13 protein-coding genes and 1 pseudogene are annotated in these 16,579 nt (G+C 71.4%); 9 read left to right on the top strand and 5 right to left on the bottom strand.

What is annotated here, in order from left to right; translation table 11 throughout:
• The first annotated feature begins 91 nt into the window (after window positions 1-91).
• Complete coding sequence (locus tag SACE_RS15445) at window positions 92-2,368, top strand: family 2 encapsulin nanocompartment cargo protein terpene cyclase (protein ID WP_009945636.1); 2,277 nt, start codon at window positions 92-94, stop codon at window positions 2,366-2,368.
• 9 nt (window positions 2,369-2,377) lie between these two features.
• Here SACE_RS15445 and SACE_RS15440 read toward each other — a convergent pair whose 3' ends face one another.
• Both SACE_RS15440 and SACE_RS15435 read right to left on the bottom strand, forming a co-directional pair.
• Window positions 2,378-3,556 carry an MATE family efflux transporter gene (locus SACE_RS15440; RefSeq protein WP_009945638.1) on the bottom strand — a complete coding sequence of 393 codons (1,179 nt, stop codon included), beginning with the start codon at window positions 3,554-3,556 and terminating at the stop codon, window positions 2,378-2,380.
• A 59-nt stretch (window positions 3,557-3,615) separates the two neighbouring features.
• Complete coding sequence (locus SACE_RS15435) at window positions 3,616-5,109, bottom strand: tyrosine-protein kinase domain-containing protein (protein WP_009945639.1); 1,494 nt, start codon at window positions 5,107-5,109, stop codon at window positions 3,616-3,618.
• A 38-nt stretch (window positions 5,110-5,147) separates the two neighbouring features.
• On the opposite strand from SACE_RS15435, the gene SACE_RS37660 reads away from it, so the two are divergent.
• The 6 genes and pseudogenes from SACE_RS37660 to SACE_RS40150 all read left to right on the top strand — a co-directional run bounded on the left by SACE_RS37660 (window position 5,148) and on the right by SACE_RS40150 (window position 9,247).
• Window positions 5,148-5,408 carry a hypothetical protein gene (locus SACE_RS37660; RefSeq protein ID WP_143538152.1) on the top strand — a complete coding sequence of 87 codons (261 nt, stop codon included), beginning with the start codon at window positions 5,148-5,150 and terminating at the stop codon, window positions 5,406-5,408.
• Entirely contained in the window at window positions 5,405-6,172 is a 768-nt protein-coding gene (locus tag SACE_RS15430; protein ID WP_009945640.1) for a CDP-alcohol phosphatidyltransferase family protein, read from the top strand. The genes SACE_RS37660 and SACE_RS15430 overlap by 4 nt, the downstream gene beginning before the upstream one ends.
• Entirely contained in the window at window positions 6,169-6,627 is a 459-nt protein-coding gene (locus tag SACE_RS15425; RefSeq protein WP_009945641.1) for an FAD synthase family protein, read from the top strand. Before SACE_RS15430 ends, SACE_RS15425 begins: the two co-directional genes overlap by 4 nt.
• Window positions 6,624-8,357: a right-handed parallel beta-helix repeat-containing protein gene (locus SACE_RS15420; RefSeq protein ID WP_231850013.1), complete on the top strand. Its 1,734-nt coding sequence runs from the start codon at window positions 6,624-6,626 to the stop codon at window positions 8,355-8,357. The genes SACE_RS15425 and SACE_RS15420 overlap by 4 nt, the downstream gene beginning before the upstream one ends.
• Window positions 8,358-8,605: 248 nt before the next feature.
• A pseudogene (locus tag SACE_RS38325) lies at window positions 8,606-8,783 on the top strand (transposase); the annotation flags it as partial.
• Between the two features lie 56 nt (window positions 8,784-8,839).
• Window positions 8,840-9,247 (top strand): helix-turn-helix domain-containing protein, encoded by a 408-nt coding sequence (locus tag SACE_RS40150; RefSeq protein ID WP_098505311.1) that lies wholly within the window; start codon window positions 8,840-8,842, stop codon window positions 9,245-9,247.
• Window positions 9,248-9,284: 37 nt separating this feature from the next.
• On the opposite strand, the gene SACE_RS15415 is transcribed toward SACE_RS40150, so the two are convergent.
• Complete coding sequence (locus SACE_RS15415; protein WP_009949057.1) at window positions 9,285-10,949, bottom strand: PQQ-binding-like beta-propeller repeat protein; 1,665 nt, start codon at window positions 10,947-10,949, stop codon at window positions 9,285-9,287.
• Window positions 10,946-12,136 carry a DUF1972 domain-containing protein gene (locus tag SACE_RS15410; protein WP_009949058.1) on the bottom strand — a complete coding sequence of 397 codons (1,191 nt, stop codon included), beginning with the start codon at window positions 12,134-12,136 and terminating at the stop codon, window positions 10,946-10,948. The genes SACE_RS15415 and SACE_RS15410 overlap by 4 nt, the downstream gene beginning before the upstream one ends.
• Before the next feature lie 214 nt (window positions 12,137-12,350).
• Between SACE_RS15410 and SACE_RS15405 the strand changes: the two genes are divergently transcribed.
• Together SACE_RS15405 and SACE_RS15400 are read left to right on the top strand one after the other, a co-directional pair.
• Complete coding sequence (locus SACE_RS15405; RefSeq protein WP_009949060.1) at window positions 12,351-13,661, top strand: O-antigen ligase family protein; 1,311 nt, start codon at window positions 12,351-12,353, stop codon at window positions 13,659-13,661.
• Entirely contained in the window at window positions 13,658-14,788 is a 1,131-nt protein-coding gene (locus SACE_RS15400) for a glycosyltransferase family 4 protein (RefSeq protein WP_009949061.1), read from the top strand. The genes SACE_RS15405 and SACE_RS15400 overlap by 4 nt, the downstream gene beginning before the upstream one ends.
• Before the next feature lie 129 nt (window positions 14,789-14,917).
• Here SACE_RS15400 and SACE_RS15395 read toward each other — a convergent pair whose 3' ends face one another.
• Window positions 14,918-16,432: a sugar transferase gene (locus SACE_RS15395; protein WP_009949062.1), complete on the bottom strand. Its 1,515-nt coding sequence runs from the start codon at window positions 16,430-16,432 to the stop codon at window positions 14,918-14,920.
• Between the last annotated feature and the right edge of the window lie 147 nt (window positions 16,433-16,579).

Raw genomic sequence — 16,579 nt, 5'->3', positions numbered from 1 at the left:
TGGAACCGCGTTCGGAGCATTGGCCCACCCCCCGAACGGCTGGTTTCGTCCCCTGCGTCGGTGACGCCAGCAGAAGGGGCAGGTGCGTGCGATGCAGCCTTTCCAGCAACCGGAGTTCTACATGCCGTACCCGGCACGTCTGAACCCGAACCTGGAACGGGCCCGGGAGCACAGCAAGGCGTGGGCCTGCGCGATGGACATGATCGACGTCCCGCAGGAGGGGACGCTCATCTGGGACGAGAACGACTTCGACTCGCACGACTACGCGTTGCTGTGCGCCTACACCCACCCCGACGCCGACGGACCGATGCTCGACCTCATCACCGACTGGTACGTCTGGGTGTTCTACTTCGACGACCACTTCGTCGAGCTGTACAAGCGCAACCCCGACCTCGCCGGCGCCAAGGAGTACCTCGACCGCCTGCCCGCGTTCATGCCGGTCGAGGGGCCGATCACCGCCGAGCCCACCAATCCCGTCGAGCGCGGGCTCGCCGACCTCTGGCAGCGCACGGTGCCCGCCAGGACCGCCGACTGGCGTCGCCGCTACGCCGAGAACACCAAGCACCTGCTGGACGAGTCCCTGTGGGAGCTGTCCAACATCAGCCGCAACCGGCTTTCCAACCCCATCGAATACATCGAGATGCGGCGCAAGGTCGGAGGCGCCCCGTGGTCGGCGAACCTCGTCGAGCACGCCGTCGACTCCGAGGTGCCCGCCGCGATCGCGTCCGCGCGGCCGATGCAGGTGTTGCGCGACACGTTCTCCGACGCCGTGCACCTGCGCAACGACCTGTTCTCCTACCAGCGCGAGGTGCAGGACGAGGGCGAGCTGAGCAACAGCGTGCTGGTCTTCGAGAAGTTCCTCGACTGCTCCACGCAGGATGCCGCCGACACCGTCAACGACCTGCTCACCTCCCGGCTGCACCAGTTCGAGCACACCGCGCTGACCGAGGTTCCCGCGCTGCTGGACGAGAACGGGGTCGACCCGCAGGGCAGGCTGGCCGTTCTCGGTTACGTCAAGGGCCTGCAGGACTGGCAGTCCGGCGGGCACGAGTGGCACATCCGCTCGAGCCGGTACATGAACGAGGGCCTGGTCGAGCAGTCCGCGCTCGCCGGCCAGTCGGCTCCCGGCCAACCAGCACTCCCGCAGTCGGCACCCGACGGCACCGGTCCGGCAACACAGCCCGTGCTCGGCGGGCCGACCGGGCTGGGCACCTCCGCGGCACGCATCGTGCAGTCGTTGCTTTCCACCGCGCCGCAACGCATCCGCAGCTTCACCCACACGCCCTACGAGCCCGCGGGCCCGATCCGGATGCCCGAGATCTACATGCCCTTCGACCTCTCGCTCAGCCCGCACCTGGACGTCTGCCGCGAGAACACCGCCGCGTGGGCGCGGGCGATGGGCATCTTCGACGACGTCCCGCGGGTCTGGGACGAGAACCAGATGCGGGGCTACGACCTCCCGCTGTGCTCGGCCGGGCTCGACCCGGACGCCACCCCCGAGGAGCTCGACCTCTCGGCGGCCTGGCTGACCTGGGGCACCTACGGGGACGACTACTACCCCCGGGTCTTCGGCCGCACCCTCGACATGGCCGGCGCCAGGGCGTGCAACGCCCGCCTGAAGGAGCTGATGCCGGTCGAGTCGGCTCCGGCCACCGCACCGGTCACTCCGCTGGAACGGGGATTGGCCGACCTGTGGGCGCGCACCGCCGGACCGATGCCCGTCGAAACGCGCCGCAGGTTCCGCGCGGCGGTCGACACGATGATCGACAGCTGGCTGTGGGAGCTGCACAACCAGCACCTCAACCGCATCCCCGATCCCGTCGACTACTTCGAGATGCGCCGCCGGACCTTCGGGTCGGACCTCACCATCAGCCTCGCGAAGTTTTCCCACGGCGAGGCCGTGCCCCCGGAGATCTACCGGACGCGCACGATCCGCAACATGGAGAACTCCGCGATCGACTACGCGACCATGCTCAACGACGTCTTCTCCTACCGCAAGGAGATCGAGTACGAGGGCGAGGTCCACAACGCCGTGCTCGTGGTGCGCAACTTCCTGGACTGCGACCAGGACCGCGCCTTCGAGATCGTCGGTGACCTGATGACCGCGCGCATGAAGCAGTTCCAGTACACAGTGGACGACGAGCTGCCGGTGCTGTGCGAGGACTTCGGGCTGTCGTCGGAGTCGCGTGCGGTGCTCACCCGGTACGCCGACGAACTGCGCGACTGGATGTCCGGAATCCTGAACTGGCACCGGGAATGCGTCCGGTACAAGGACGAGGACCTGCGCCACGACGCGGTGTCGCAGGGGCTGGCCGCGTTGCTGCGCGGACCCAGCGGCCTGGGCACCTCCGCGGTCGAGCTGCGGTGACGGTCGTCGTCAGCGGTTGCGGCGGTCCGGCCCGCCACGCGCGGCAGACCGCCGCAACCGCCACGCCGAGAGCACGCCGCCGCAGGCCATGGCCCACGGGACCGCGGCGATCCCGCCGCCCAGCACCAGCACGGCCGCGGCCGTGGCGAGACCTGCCGCGGAATCGGCCAGGCGGATGGTGAAGACCCGCCTGGACATCCGCCGCGCCACGGCCTCGGTGACGTAGGGCAGACCGGCCGCCCAGACCGTCAGGTACGCGACCCAGCCCAGCACCAGCAGTGGTTCCACCGGCTGCCCGATCAGCAGCTCGCCCAGCGGGCGGGCGAAGACCGCGGGCAGCGTCCCGCCGACCGCGGTGGCGGCCGCCAGCAGCAGGGCGGCGCGGTCGGCCGACAGCCGGGTGCCGCCTCCTCCGCGCTCCCTGGCGGCGAAACCGGCGAGCAGGAAGCTGCCCGCACCGTTGATGACGACCTGCAGCGGGGCGACGACGAGCCGTCCCGCCTCCAGCAGGCCGACCGCGGCCAGCGACACCACTCCGGAAACCAGCACCCGCGAGCCGAGCATCGCGGCCGGGCGCAGCGTCGCCTGCAGGGACCGCCACACCGCGAAAGACGCCACCGCGCGCATGCCCGCGAGTCCGGGACGCAACTGGCGCAGTTCCTCCCGCGGCAACTGCCCGACCCCGGCGACGACCGCCACGCACGCTCCGGCGCACATGGCGCCGAACAGCGACGCGAGGGTGATCTCACCCATCGCGGCGACCAGCGCCAGCACCGCCACCGTTCCCGCGAGGTAGCACGCGTCGTTGACGACGAGGTGCCAGAACCGCAGCCTCGCCATCAGCAGTCGCCGGATCGTCTCCTCGGCGAGCCAGCAGACCAGCATCGCCGCGTACGCAAGGGCGGTGACCGTACCGCCGTCTCCGACCACCAGACCCGCGCCGCACCCGGCGGCGAACAACAGCGCCCAGCCGCCGACCGCGCTGGACACCAGCGCGGCCCTGGTGTCCGGGTCGTGCCGGTCGAGGACCGCCAGGCTGTCGCCGACCCAGCCCGTGTACAGCGCGCTCGCACTGACCAGCAGCGCCAGGAACACCGCGAAGGCACCGAACTCCGCCAGCCCGAGCACGCGGGCCGCCACCATTTGCAGCAGCAGGCTGGTGCCGGCGGTGATGCCCTGCGAGAGCACCGGGGCCGCCCCTTTGCCCGCGCCCCTACGGATTCGGCGCAGCGTAACCGCGAGCGCGGTCACCGAACCGGTTGCGGCACGGCGGGTTCCGCCGCGCGGCGCGTCGGGTCCGCCCCGGTGAAGGTGAGCACGTAGCCGGTGATCGTGCCGCCGAACAGGTGGATCTGCCCGCGCAGCTTGCGCAGCGAACGCAGGTCGCCCTCGCGGCGCACGGTCACCAGCACGCCGTCGGAGACCCCGATCAGCGAGGTGGTCTCCGGTTGCGAGGACAGCGGCGGCAGGTCGACCAGCACCAGGTCGTAGCGCGCGCGCATGTCCGCGATGACCCTGCGCAGGGAGGAGGAGCGCAGCTGGTCGCGGGAGTAGCGGTGGGCGTGCCCGGCGGGCACCACGCTGAAGCCGACGCCGTCGCCGATGTGCACCGAGTGGGTCGCCTGCTCCAGCGACGCCGCGCCGGTGGCGATGGAGGTCAGGCCGAGCCAGTCGGCGAGCCCGAGGAGCCGGGACAGGTCGCGGGAACGCACCGCCGCGTCCACCACCAGCACCCGCAGGCCGTCGCGCGCGGCGGCACCGGCGATCTGCAGCGTCGTCGTGGTGGCGCCCTCCCCCGCCGACGCGCCGGTCACCATGACCACGCCGGTGCCGACCATCGTCCGCAGCCCGGACGCCACCAGCTGGTAGGACCGCAGCGGCGGCACCCCGGGCGTGCTCAGCGACGGCACGGCCTGGGCGGGCAGCGTCTCGATCTCGCCGAGCAGCGGCTCGGACACCACACCCGCCAGGTCACCGGCGTGGCGCACCCGCCGGTCGCGGTCGGCGCGGAACCAGGCGGTCGCGGCCGCGACGACGAGTCCCGCGGCGAGCCCGATGGCGACATCGCGCAGGACACCGCGCCAGGGGCCGACCGCACCGGCCGTCGCGTGGTCCACGAAGGCCACCCCGTCGTCGAACTGGCTGGCCACCACCCGGATGCTGCTCATCTGCTTGTCGATCTCGCTGAGCGTCTGGCCCGCCGCGGCGGCGATCGCGCCGCCCTCCGGGATCTCGGCGACCACCGCGGCGCGCTGGGTGTTGAGGGTGGCCAGCGCGTTCTCGGTCGCCGCGGTCACCTCCGCGCGCGACTCGTCCTGGTATGCCGCGATCACCGCGTTGGCGACCAGCACCGAGCGCTCCAGTCCGGCGCCGTCGACGGTGATCTCGATCGACTCGCCACTGGACGAGGCCTCCGCGGCGATGGCCGAGCGCATCTGCTCCAGCGTCTCGGGCCCGCCGAGCCGGGTGCGGGCCGCGCTGAGCACGCGGTCGGAGGTGACGAACAGCGCGCGCTGCTTGACGTAGCGCACGAAGCTCGCCTCACTGGTCAGCTCGATGCCCAGCGCGCCGGTCTGGTCGGGCGCGCGCAGCACGATGCGCGCCCGGGCCGTGCGGCCGTCACCCGCGGCCAGCGCGACCACGAAGCTGACCAGAACGGCCACCGCCACGATCGCCAGCGAACTGCGGCGGTACCGCCACAACGCCCCGAAGATCGTCGGTCCCGGGCCAGTGTCGTCCATCGGTGTCAATTCCGCTCTGTGTCACGAGGAAGCCCCCGGTGAGTCCGCGCTCCGGTGGTAACGCACCGGGCTCCTGCGGCGACTACGGCTTGAGCGCAACGACCGGCACCGGGTTGGTGCCGGTGGCTGAGCCGATGCACGCGGGCGGAGTCTTCGCGCGCGAAAACCAGGAGGAAGACAAACTGATTCTCCAGTATTCAGATCGCGCGGATCGCCTGTCAAGTTACCGAGAGCGGCGAAACCGTGCCGCCACAACGGATCCGGCCACGCCGGAACGCATCGACGAGAGGACCAGATGAGCAGCTCCGACGCCGCGGAAAGCGGCTTCACCGCAACCCTCCGGCGGCTGCCCTCAGCGCAGAAGTCGGCCAAGGGAGCTCCGGCGTACTCGAGATTCGTCAACCGCCGGGCGGGTGGATATCTCGCCGTTCTGGCCTACCGGGTCGGTGCCACGCCGAACCAGGTCACGGCCGTCAGCGCGCTGTGCACCTTCGCCGGGATCACCGGGCTGCTGCTCCTGCCGCCGTCGTGGCCGCTGGGGGTCGCGGTCTCGCTGGCGCTGGTCCTCGGCTACGCGCTGGACTCCGCCGACGGCCAGCTCGCCCGGCTGCGCGGCACGAGCAGCGTTTCCGGCGAGTGGCTCGACCACGTCATCGACAGCGCCAAGATCGCGACGCTGCACGTGGCGGTGCTGGTCTCGGCCTTCCGGTTCTCCGAGCTGCCGACCGCGTGGCTGCTGGTTCCGATCGCCTACGGAGCGGTCGAGAGCGTCATGTTCTTCGCGATGATCCTCAACGACCAGCTCCGCCGCGTGCACCGGGCGACCACCGGGACGCCGGCGCCGGAGCCGGGACGCCCCTCCACGCTGCGCTCGCTGCTCGTCGTGCCGACCGACTACGGGCTGCTGTGCCTGGTGTTCCTGCTGCTTGGCTCGCCCGTCGCGTTCGCCGCAGGCTACGGGGTGCTCTTCGCGTGCAACGCCCTGTTCCTGGCGGCGGCGCTGCCGAAGTGGTTCACCGACATGAGGTCGCTGGACCCCGCCGCGCCCGGCAGGGGGCGGTGACCGTGGCGATCATCGGATATGCGCCCGGCGCCTACGACATGTTCCACATAGGACACCTGAACATCCTGCGCCAGGCCAGCCAGGAGTGCGACCACCTGGTGGCCGGGGTGGTCACCGACTCCGTCGTGCTGCGCGCCAAGGGCAAGAAGCCGGTCATCCCCTTCGAGGAGCGGCTGGAGATCGTGCGCAACATCCGCTGCGTGGCCGAGGCGGTCCCGGACCGCTACCTCGACAAGTTCCGGATGTGGAAGCAGCTGCGCTACGACGTGCTGTTCAAGGGCGACGACTGGCGCGGCACCTCCCGCGCCCAGGAGCTGGAGTCGAAGTTGTCCGCGGTGGGTGCGCGGGTCCGCTACTTCCCCTACACCATGCACACCTCGAGCACCCTGCTGCGGCGACGGCTTTCGCTGGCCGCCGCACCGGTGCTCGGCGAAGTGGAACCGGGGCCGGCATGAGACACACGTTGCGACCGCTGCCGTGCCTCGCGCTGGCCGGCCTGCTGCTGATGTCCTGCGCGCCCGCGAAGCAGGCCGGTCCCGCCGGCGGGACGCCGCCCGCCCGGCTCGCCGTGACCGAGTACCAGGCGCCGCCCGGTTCCCTCTTCGTGGCCACCAACGGCGACGACTCCGCCCAGGGCGGCGAGACCACGCCGCTGCGCACCCTCGGAGAGGCCGTCCGGCGGGCACCCCAGGGAACCACGATCGTTTTGCGGGAAGGCACCTACCGCGAGACCGTGGGCCTGGTGGGCAAGAAGCTCACCATCCAGCCCTATCCTCGCGAACGCGTCTGGCTCAAGGGCAGCCGGGTGATCTCGCGGTGGTCGGCCTCCGGCAACGCCTGGCGGCACACCGACTGGGACCCGCCGCTGTGCCGGACCTGCTACCTGCCCGAGATCATCGACCCCGCCCACCCGCTGGCGGGCCTGCCGGACATGGTGTTCGTCGACGGCAGGCCGCTGCGGCAGGTGGGCGAGCGGAGTGCTGTCACCGCGGGCACGTTCCACGTCGACGTCAAGCGCAAGGAGCTGCTGATCGGGGACAACCCGCGCGGCAGGCTCGTGGAGGCCGCGGAGTTCCCGTGGCTGTTGCAGTTCGACGGGCCCGAAGCCGCGCACAGCGCGATCCGCGGGATCGGCATCGCCCACTACGGCTCGAACCAGGAGTACGGGCAGCGCGGTGCGATGGTGGTGGTGAACGCGCCGTCGGTCACCCTGGAGAACAACACCTTCGCCGCCTCGGCGTCCACCGGCGCGGCGGTGTTCCAGCCCGACGGCACGGTCAAGGGCAACCACTTCGTGGACAACGGCCTGGTCGGGCTCATGGCCAACCGCGCCGACCGGCTCCGGCTGACCGGCAACACCTTCGCCCGCAACAACAACGAGCACTTCGCGCTCTCCGGCGAGGCGATCGGCGCGGCCGGGGCGAAGATCACCCGCAGCAAGCACCCCTACGTCGCCGACAACGCCTTCGTCGACAACTTCGCGACCGGGTGGTGGTGCGACCTCGGCTGCACCGACGCGGTGGTGATCCGCAACCTGGCCAGGGGCAACGCGGTGAACGGGATCTACTACGAGGTCTCGGCGCGCGCGATCATCGCGTCCAACACCGTCGTCGGCAACCGGGCGCGCGGGATCAAGATCTCCAGCTCCGACCGGGTCCGCCTGCACCACAACACAATGGTGGGCAACGCGGTCGCCCTGGGCATCTACAACGACCCGCGCTCGCCCAGCTCCGACCCCTACAGCGAGCAGCTCGGGCTGTCGTGGATCACCTCGCGAACCGAACTGGTCAGCAACTTCTTCATCGGCCCCAACCCGTTCGTGGAATCCGCCGACCACAAGCCCCGGCCCAAGCCGCCTGCGCCGTTCGTCTCGGTCAGCGACGGAAACGCCTACCTGTGGCAGGAGGGCAAGGGGCCGCTGGCCACCTGGTCGCTGGGCAGGGGCGAGATCGTCACCATCAACTCGCTGGCGCACCTGCAGACCACCGGTCACGACCGGCACAGCCTGCAGGCGCCGCCCGCGCCCGACCCGTTCCGGGACCCGGGCAAGGGCGACTACCGGCTCCGGGAGAAGGCCCCGGGGTACCGGGCCGGGCGGCCGCTGGCCCGTGACATCGCGGAGGTGCTGGGCCTGGCCCCGAACGAGCACCCCGACGTCGGCATGCTCACCGGCCCGCGGAGTTGAGGACGGGACCTGCCAGGGCACAGCGCGGGTTTGTGCACTTCAGTGCGTGTCTTTGCTTGTTGAAGCGGCGCAGCCGCTTGGCCCACCCCGCAGCCAGCACCGCCGCGGTTCTCAGGCGTCCTCTGGCGAGGACCGCGTTCTCGCGGCGTATGGCTGATACGCGAGAAAAGATCCCGGAGCCAGAGGACGCCTGAGTGCCTGTCTTTGATCCCCGGTGGGGAATAGGAACAGCAAAGGCCCGACCCGCTTTGTACACCACCCCGCGCCCCGGCTTCACGACCCGGCCCCGCCGCTACCCGACCGACACCACCGACGCCGAGTGGGCCCCTGATCGAGCCCCTACTGCCGATCCCGGCCTGCCAGACCCTCTACGGCGGTCATCCGGAAAAACACTCCCGCCGCGACATCGTCGACGCCATTGGCTACAGAGGTTGAACTGTCAGGGTTTGATCACGGCGTGTCGGGCTGACGGCGGCTGATGGATGCGGTATCTGGTTCGGGTGCGGTATCCCGATGGTGGTGGGCTCACAGCTGAGGGTCGTGCCCGGCGTGAGGCGGTTCGGTTGCAAGCGGCGAAGTTGTTCGCCCAGGACGTACCGGTTCCGGAGATCGCCAAGCGATTGCGGGTGTCGCACAACGCTGTGCATGTGTGGCGGCGGCGGTGGCTCTCAGGCGGGGAAGCGGGCTGGTGTCCAAGGGGCCCTCGGGGACCGAATGTCGGCTTTCGCCCAAGCAGCAGGACCGGCTGGCCGCCGCGCTGCGAGAAGGCCCCGCTGCACACGGCTACACCGAAGATCAGCGCCAACTCACCACTTGAACAAGATCAAAGACAGGCACTGAGATTCCGCCACCCACACCGCCACGCAAGGCGGGTCGAAGACAGGCTCTGACGAACAGGGCCCTGTTCTGCGTTCTGCCGCTGCGCGGCTATCCGATGGTGCTGTGCGGGCTGCTCAGCACGGCGCCGTCGGCGTCGACGGCCCGGACCCAGTACTCCACCCGGCCCTGGGGCGGGCGCTGGTCGGTGAAGCGCATCTCCGAGATCGTCCACGGCCAGGCCGGCGCGGTCGTGACGTGGAGCGGCTCGGGCGTGCCTGCGCGCATCACCTCGTAGCGGACCTCGCGGTTCTGCGCGTCCCAGGTGCCGTTCCAGGTGATGTTGTAGCCGCCGAAGAGCCTGCGGCTCAGCCGCGGGGCCGGGAACGGGACCTGCGGCCCGTTGTTCACCACGCCCGGCACGCCGCGCGCCGCGAACCTCGTCAGCGACTGCTGCGGCACGCCGTTGACGACCGTGAACTCACCGCCGACGACCACGTACCCGCTCCTGGCGTCGACGGTCCACGGCCCGTTGAGCCACGGGCTGGTGGACGGCCCGCCGTTGGTGTTGGGCAGCCACGGCAGCAGTTCCGGGATCGGGTCGCCCCGGCGCACGTGGTTGATGTCGCGCTGCGCGGCGCCGGTCGCGGCGGTGGTCTCGGCGAGCAGGCGGTGGTAGTCGATCGGCCCGTTCTCGGGCACCGCGTTGATGGCCCAGCAGTCGTGGGTGTGGGAGGCGCTGTAGAGCACGCCGTCGGCGACCGCGACGCCCTGGGTGTCGCCGTAGCAGCCGTCCATCCACAGCGGGCGTCCGGTGGCGATCTCCACCGCTCCCCGGCCCTCCAGGCGCGGGTTGCCGCCGCGCCAGTTGTAGGAGCCCAGGTACACCGTGCCGGTCCCGTCGGTAACCAGGTCGGTGATGGTGTCGGAATCCGACGGCGTGACCCACTGCCACGGCACGCGGGCCCCGCCCGCGGTGTCGACGGCGGTGAGCCCGTGCTGGTAGACGCCGTTGACGTGGTCGAAGGCACCGCCGACCACGACGCGTCCGAGCTCCGGGGCCGCCAGCACGGCGAAGACCTCGCGGTCGGCGGCGGGCGCCCACGGCAGCAGCGCGCCGTCGCTCGCCGAGACCGCCGCGAGCCGGGTGCGCGGCACTCCGCCGACGGCGTTGAAGCCGCCGCCGAGGTAGACGCTGTCGGCGGTGACCGACAGGCCCCGCACGCGGCCGGCCACCTGCGGCCGGAACGCCGGGTCCAGCGCACCCGTGACCGCGTCGAACGCCGCGACCCTGGAACGCCACTGCCCGTCGATCTTGTCGAAGTCGCCGCCGACGTAGACCTTGCGCCCGTCCGGCGACGGCTTGATCCGGAACACCGCGTCGCAGACCCACCGGCCGCCGTCGGCGGGTTCGCAGAACGGCCCCGGGTCCGGCCCGGCGAAGGTGCTGCCGCTGACCACCGGTGCCCACGGCAGCAGCTCACCGGTGTGCAGGTCGAACGCGAGCAGGTTGTCGCGCCGGACTTCGCCCGGACCGCCCGGTGCCACACCCGCCGGCCGCGCCTTGGTGAACCTGCCTCCGGCCACCACGGTGTTGCCGACGATCGCCACCGAGAACACGATGCCGTCGGTCTGCGGCGTGGGCAGCGCGCCCGCGGTCGCCGGGACCGGCAGCGGTGGCGGCTGGGCGGCTCCGGTGACCGGTAACGCCACCAGCGAACCGCTGGCCGCGACCAGCGCGACCGCGGCGCACAGCGCCTTGCTTCCCCGTCTCATCGCACTTCCTCGCTTTCGGGTGGGGTGGCCGCCACGGCCGCGCCCACGCTCCTGGCCTTCCACGGCTTCCACCCGGATCCGCCGGCACGCCGCCGGGCCGCCGCGCGCTCGCGGCCACCCGCACGCACGACCCGCAGGGCCAGCCGCTCGTAGTCGTCGGTCACGCCGTCCCACGTGTAGCGGTTGAGCGACGCGACCTGATCCCGCCCGCGACGCACGGTCGCCGCGGGGTCGGCCTCGGCGTCGTCGCACAGCGCGGCCAGGTCGCCGGCGGTGGTGAAGAACCGGCCGAACGAACCCAGGACCTCGCGGTTGAAACGCACGTCGAAGGCCGACGTCGCGGCTGCCGCACCCATGGCGCGCAGCAACGACGGGTTGGTACCGCCGACCGAATGCCCGTGGATGTAGGTCAGGGCGTTGGCGTAGAGCTGGTCGAGCTGCGCCTGGTCCCACACCCCTCCCAGCAGCCGCACGTTCGGATTCCTCGCGGCCAGCCTGGTGATGCGGGAGGTGTACTCGTCGGCGTAGGGCGCCGAGCCGACGACGACCAGCGGGTGCCGCGCCGAGCTGCGCAGGTAGCCCTCGACCGCCAGGTGCACGTGGTTCTCCGGTTCGAAGCGCGCGACGACCAGGTGGTACCGGTGCGGGAGCAGGTCGAGCTCGGCGAGCCGGTCGGCTCCGACCTCACCGAGAACCGGGGCACCGTAGGGGATGTAGTCGGTGTCGGTGCGGAACCGGTCTGAGTAGTAGTCCTGGATCCCGACCGCGTCGGCGATCAACGCGTCGGACCACCGCACGGCGAGCGCTTCGGCGGTGCGGTAGTAGCGGGAGCCGACCCTGCCCCACTTGGCCCGCTTCCACTCCAGCCCGTCGACGTGGGTGATCGTCGGCGTGCGCCGCATCCGCAGCAACGGCAGCAGCGGCGCGTTGGCCGAGTTGAACACGATCGCGACGTCGGCGGGATCGATCAGCGCGTGCAGCGCCGACAGCGCCGTGTGGCTCAGGGTTTCCAGGGTCTTGCGCCGAAGGGCGGGCAGGTGCACCAGCCGCATCCCGAGGTGGCTGCCCGCCGCGAGCGGCTCCGCCCCTGCCTTGCGGCAGTACACGGTGACGTCGTGGCCTCGCTCCACCAGACGCCGCCCGACCTCCTCGACGCAGGTCTCGAAGCCCCCGTAGCGTGCGGGCACGCCACGGGTACCTATCATTGAAATCCGCATTCCTACGGCTCCACCGTTCTTCCACGGGCCCGTTCTCGCACGGGCGCAGCGCCGCGACGCGCGGATTCGTCCGGCTCACGCACATCTGCGCTCAGCTAGTAATATGTCGAAGGCGCGCTGCCGTTACACCGCGCCGACGTCCGCGCCTTCCGCGCACACCAACCCATTCGACCGAGGACCGGCCGTGAGCTGGAGCACCGCACGCCGACGCGCGCGCACACCGCGCCGCGACGGCACTTCCGCCGCACACCGCTGGCCCGCGGCCTGCGTGCTGGCGCTCATCGTCGCCAGCGAGTACAAGTTCCGGCTGCGCGCCAACGACGAGTCGGTCTCGGGCTCGCCGGACGTCTTCATCGTCCTGGAGATCGCTGCCTACTCGGCGGTCGCTGCCTACCTGTTCTTCCGGTTCCGCCCGACGTCGCGGATCCGGCGCGCGGACTGGCTGACCTGTTCGGCCTACGCCTACGCCGCCGTGCTGGTGCTCTCGGCGCTCTACTCGCCGTACCGGGAACTGGCCCTGGTGCGGGCGTGCCAGGTGGTCGTGGTGCTGGCGCTGACCCGCTCGATCGCCCGGCATTCCTCGCGCGAGGCCCTGCACCGCGTCGCGCACTGGTTCGCGGTGCTGGTGGCGGGATCGGTGGTCTTCGGCGTCGTGGTGCCGTTCCCGCGACTCCCCACCCAGCCCGACAGGTTCACCTGGTTGCACCTGCACCCGGTGGACGCCGGCCAGTTCCTGGCGATCGCGGTCGTGCTGCTGACCGCCTACGTCCTCGGCCACGAGCTGCCGCGGCCGGGTCCGCGCTGGCCGATGCCGGTCTACCTGCTGCTTCTCGGCATCTGCGCCGCCGGCCTGGTGGGCAGCAACACGCGCGGTGCGGCGCTGGGTGCGATCGTCGGCGTTCTGGCGATCGCCTGGACGCGGTGGCGGGGCCGCAGGCGGATCGAGGTGGCCGCGGCGCTGTCGGTCGGGATCGTGCTGGCGTGGCTGGCGCTGGGGCAGCAGATCGAGTCCTTCTTCGCCCGCGGGGAGTCCGCGGAGCGGCTGGCCTCGCTCAACTCCCGCACCGACCTGTGGGCCTACGCCTTCGACGCGTTCACCGAGCGCCCCCTCTACGGCTACGGCCTGACCGCGTCGCAGGGGATGTTCCTGGAGGAGATCGGGCTCGGCGGCGGGCACAACGGCCTGGTGAACCTGCTGGTGGACACCGGACTCCTCGGTGCGGCGGTGTGGCTGTTCCTGCTCGGCGGCATCATCGTCAGCGCGGTGCGGCTGCGCGACATCCGTCCCGAGCCGCGGATGGACCGCATGATCGTGCTCGCGCTCATCGGCGGCCTGATCGCCAACTCGATGTTCACCGAGGGACTGGGGGCTCCCTCCAACGTCGCGTGCGTCTGGCTCTACCTCCTCGCCGCGTGGGCGAGCATGGCGGGCCGGGCGCAGGACGAAGCACCCGCCGACAACGCGACGACGACCGACCGAACGGAGACGCGGTGACCCTGCGAACCGCTCTGATGGCCCATCCCTCGGCCGAACTCTACGGCTCCGACCGGGTTTTCCTGGAGTCGGTGATCGCGCTGGCCGAGTCCGGCTGGCGCGTCGTGGTGGCGCTGCCCGGCGACGGTCCGCTCGCCGAGGCGATTCGGGAGCAGGGCGCGGAAGTCGTGTACTGCCCGACGCCCGTGCTGCGCAAATCAGCCTTGCGGCCCAGCGGATTCATCCGGCTGCTCGGGGATTTCGCGCGTTCGGTGGTACCCACCGTGCGCCTGTTGCGATCCACCCGCGCCGACGTCGTCTACGTGAACACGGTGACCGTGCCGACGTGGCTGCTGCTGGCGCGGCTGACCCGGCACGCGGTCATCGCGCACGTCCACGAAGCGGAAGAAGCCGCGGCACCCGCGGTCCGCGCCGCGCTCTGCGCGCCGCTGCTCGCGGCCACGACCGTCGTGGTCAACAGCGAGGCCACCGCGGCCGCGACCACGCGGCCCCTCCCCCGCCTGCGACGGCGGATCCGCTTGGTCTACAACGGAGTTCCGGGACCCGAGGGCGAGCAGGGTGCTCCGCGCGCCCCGCACGATCCGGTGCGACTGGTGCTCGTCGGCCGGCTGTCTCCCCGCAAGGGCACCGATGTCGCGGTCCGCGCCGTGGCTCGGCTGCGCGCGCGGGGACGGGCCGTCGCCCTCGACCTCGTCGGTTCGGTGTTCACCGGTTACGAGTGGTACCAGCGGGAGCTCCAGGACCTGGTCCGCGAACACGACCTCGGCGACGTCGTCGGCTTCCACGGCTTCCAGACCGACGTGTGGGACGCCTTGCGGGAGGCCGACATCGCGCTCGTGCCCTCGCGCTTCGAGCCGTTCGGCAACACTTCCGTGGAGGCGCAGCTCGCGGGAACGCCGGTGATCGTGACCGACGCGCAGGGTCTTCCCGAAACCGTGGCGCACGGCGAGTTCGGCGCGGTAGTGCCCGCCGGCGACCCCGACGCGCTCGCTGCCGCCATCAGCGGCGCGCTCGACGACTGGGAGAAAACCGTCCGCACCGCCGAGCAGGCGCGCGAGCACGCGCGGGAACGCTTCGCCCCGCAACGCTACCGCCGGGAGATCGCCGAGATCGCGGCGCGGCCCTGACGGCGCCGGGCGCGACCACGAGGATTCCCTACGTCAGCAAGCATTCCGCCCGGCGTATGGGCATTGCTCCATCAGAGGCAACCTGGTGCGCCCGCAGACGTCTTCTCCGTCCGGCAGGCGCCTGCTTCGTCAGTAGGCGCCCTGCTTCTTCAGCACCGCGCGCACCGTCTTCCAGAGGATGACGGCGTCGAGCGCGAGCGACCAGTTCTCCACGTAGCGCAGGTCGAGCCGGACGCTCTCGGCCCACGAGAGGTCGCTGCGCCCGCTCACCTGCCACAGCCCGGTGAGGCCGGGCTTGACGAGCAGCCGCCTGCGCACCTCGGAGTCGTAGGCGTCGGACTCCTCCGGCAGCGGCGGTCGCGGTCCGACCAGCGACATCCGGCCGGTCAGCACGTTCAACAGCTGCGGCAGCTCGTCGAGCGAGTAACGGCGCAGCACCGCACCGATCCTGGTCACCCGCGGATCGCGGCGCAGCTTGAAAAGCGGTCCGTCCGCCTCGTTGGCCGCCCGCAGCCGGGACAGCTGCGCGTCGGCGTCCACCACCATGGAGCGGAACTTCAGCATGGTGAACGTCGTGCCGTTGCGGCCGATCCGGCGCTGGCGGTAGATCACCGGCCCGCCGTCGGTCACCTTGACCGCGGCGGCGATGACCAGCAGCGCGGGCGCGAGCAGCACCAGCAGCAGGAACGCGCTCACCCAGTCGGCGAGCGACTTGATGATCCGGCGGGCACCGTTGAACACGGGAGCGCTGACCCTCAGCAGCGGCATCCCCAGCACCGACGAAACGTGCAGCCGAGGACCGGCTACCTCCATCAGCACCGGTGCGACGACCATCTCCGCCGGCGTGTCCTCCAGCTCCCACGCCAGCCGCTGCAACCGGCGCGGCGTCCAGTGCTGGTCGGCGGTGACCGCCACGACCCGGTACCCGCCGCGCCGTACGTGGCCGGCAAGCCCTTCGAGGTCGCCGACCACCGGGATGCCCTCGATCTCGCTGACCTGCCCCACCGCCGCCGGAACGCACAGCGCCTCGATGCGCCAGCCGACGTGCGGTTGCAGCCGGGTCCGCTCGACCAGGTCGCGCAGGGTCCGCGGGTCTCCCGCGGCGATCACCGGCAGCAGGCACCGGCCGGTGCCGCGCGCGCTGTGCAGGTAGCGGCGCAGGAGGTAGCGCAGGAGCACGGCGAGCACCGCCAGCAGCGGCAGCACACCGAAGACCCACAACCGCACGTCCCAGGACGGGAAGGCCAGTCCGGGCACGGCGAGCACGACTCCCGCGGCGAAGACACCGCGTCCGACCCGCCGGTACTCCTCCGGCCCCTCGCCGAGGATTCGCGGGCTCCAGGAACCGGACAGGCTGCACAGCACGACCGAACACGCCAGCACCGCGAGGATCGCGGTCCGCGTTCCCGCCGACAGCCCGAGCGCGACGGCGAGCACGGTTCCGAAGCCGCACGCGAGCAGGGTGGCCAGCACGTCGCTGACGACCACCGCGACGCGGTACCACCGCTCCCACACCGTCGAGTGGGCCGACGCGGGGGCCGGCTGCGGAGGCTGCGGTGGTGCGGCGAGCACCGGCGTTCGAACGGCCCCCCGGGCACCGATCCCGCCGGGCAGCACCAGCGGCGTCCGCATCGGCTCCTGCATCCAACCCCCACTCGGTGAAAGAGAAGTCCGATGCCGGAAGCACCCGAGCTCGGACGTGGGGGCTATCGGGGACATCGCGAATCCGTTACACGTTCTGTGGTCGGCGCTCCGGACCGCGGCCGGTATTCCGGCGGTTCGGCCGACGGC

It is taken from the genome of Saccharopolyspora erythraea NRRL 2338, assembly GCF_000062885.1.
GTDB classification, from domain to species: Bacteria; Actinomycetota; Actinomycetes; order Mycobacteriales; family Pseudonocardiaceae; genus Saccharopolyspora_D; species Saccharopolyspora_D erythraea.
The sequence above is the reverse complement of the archived record's forward strand: the minus strand, read 5'-3'. Positions and strand labels throughout refer to the sequence as shown.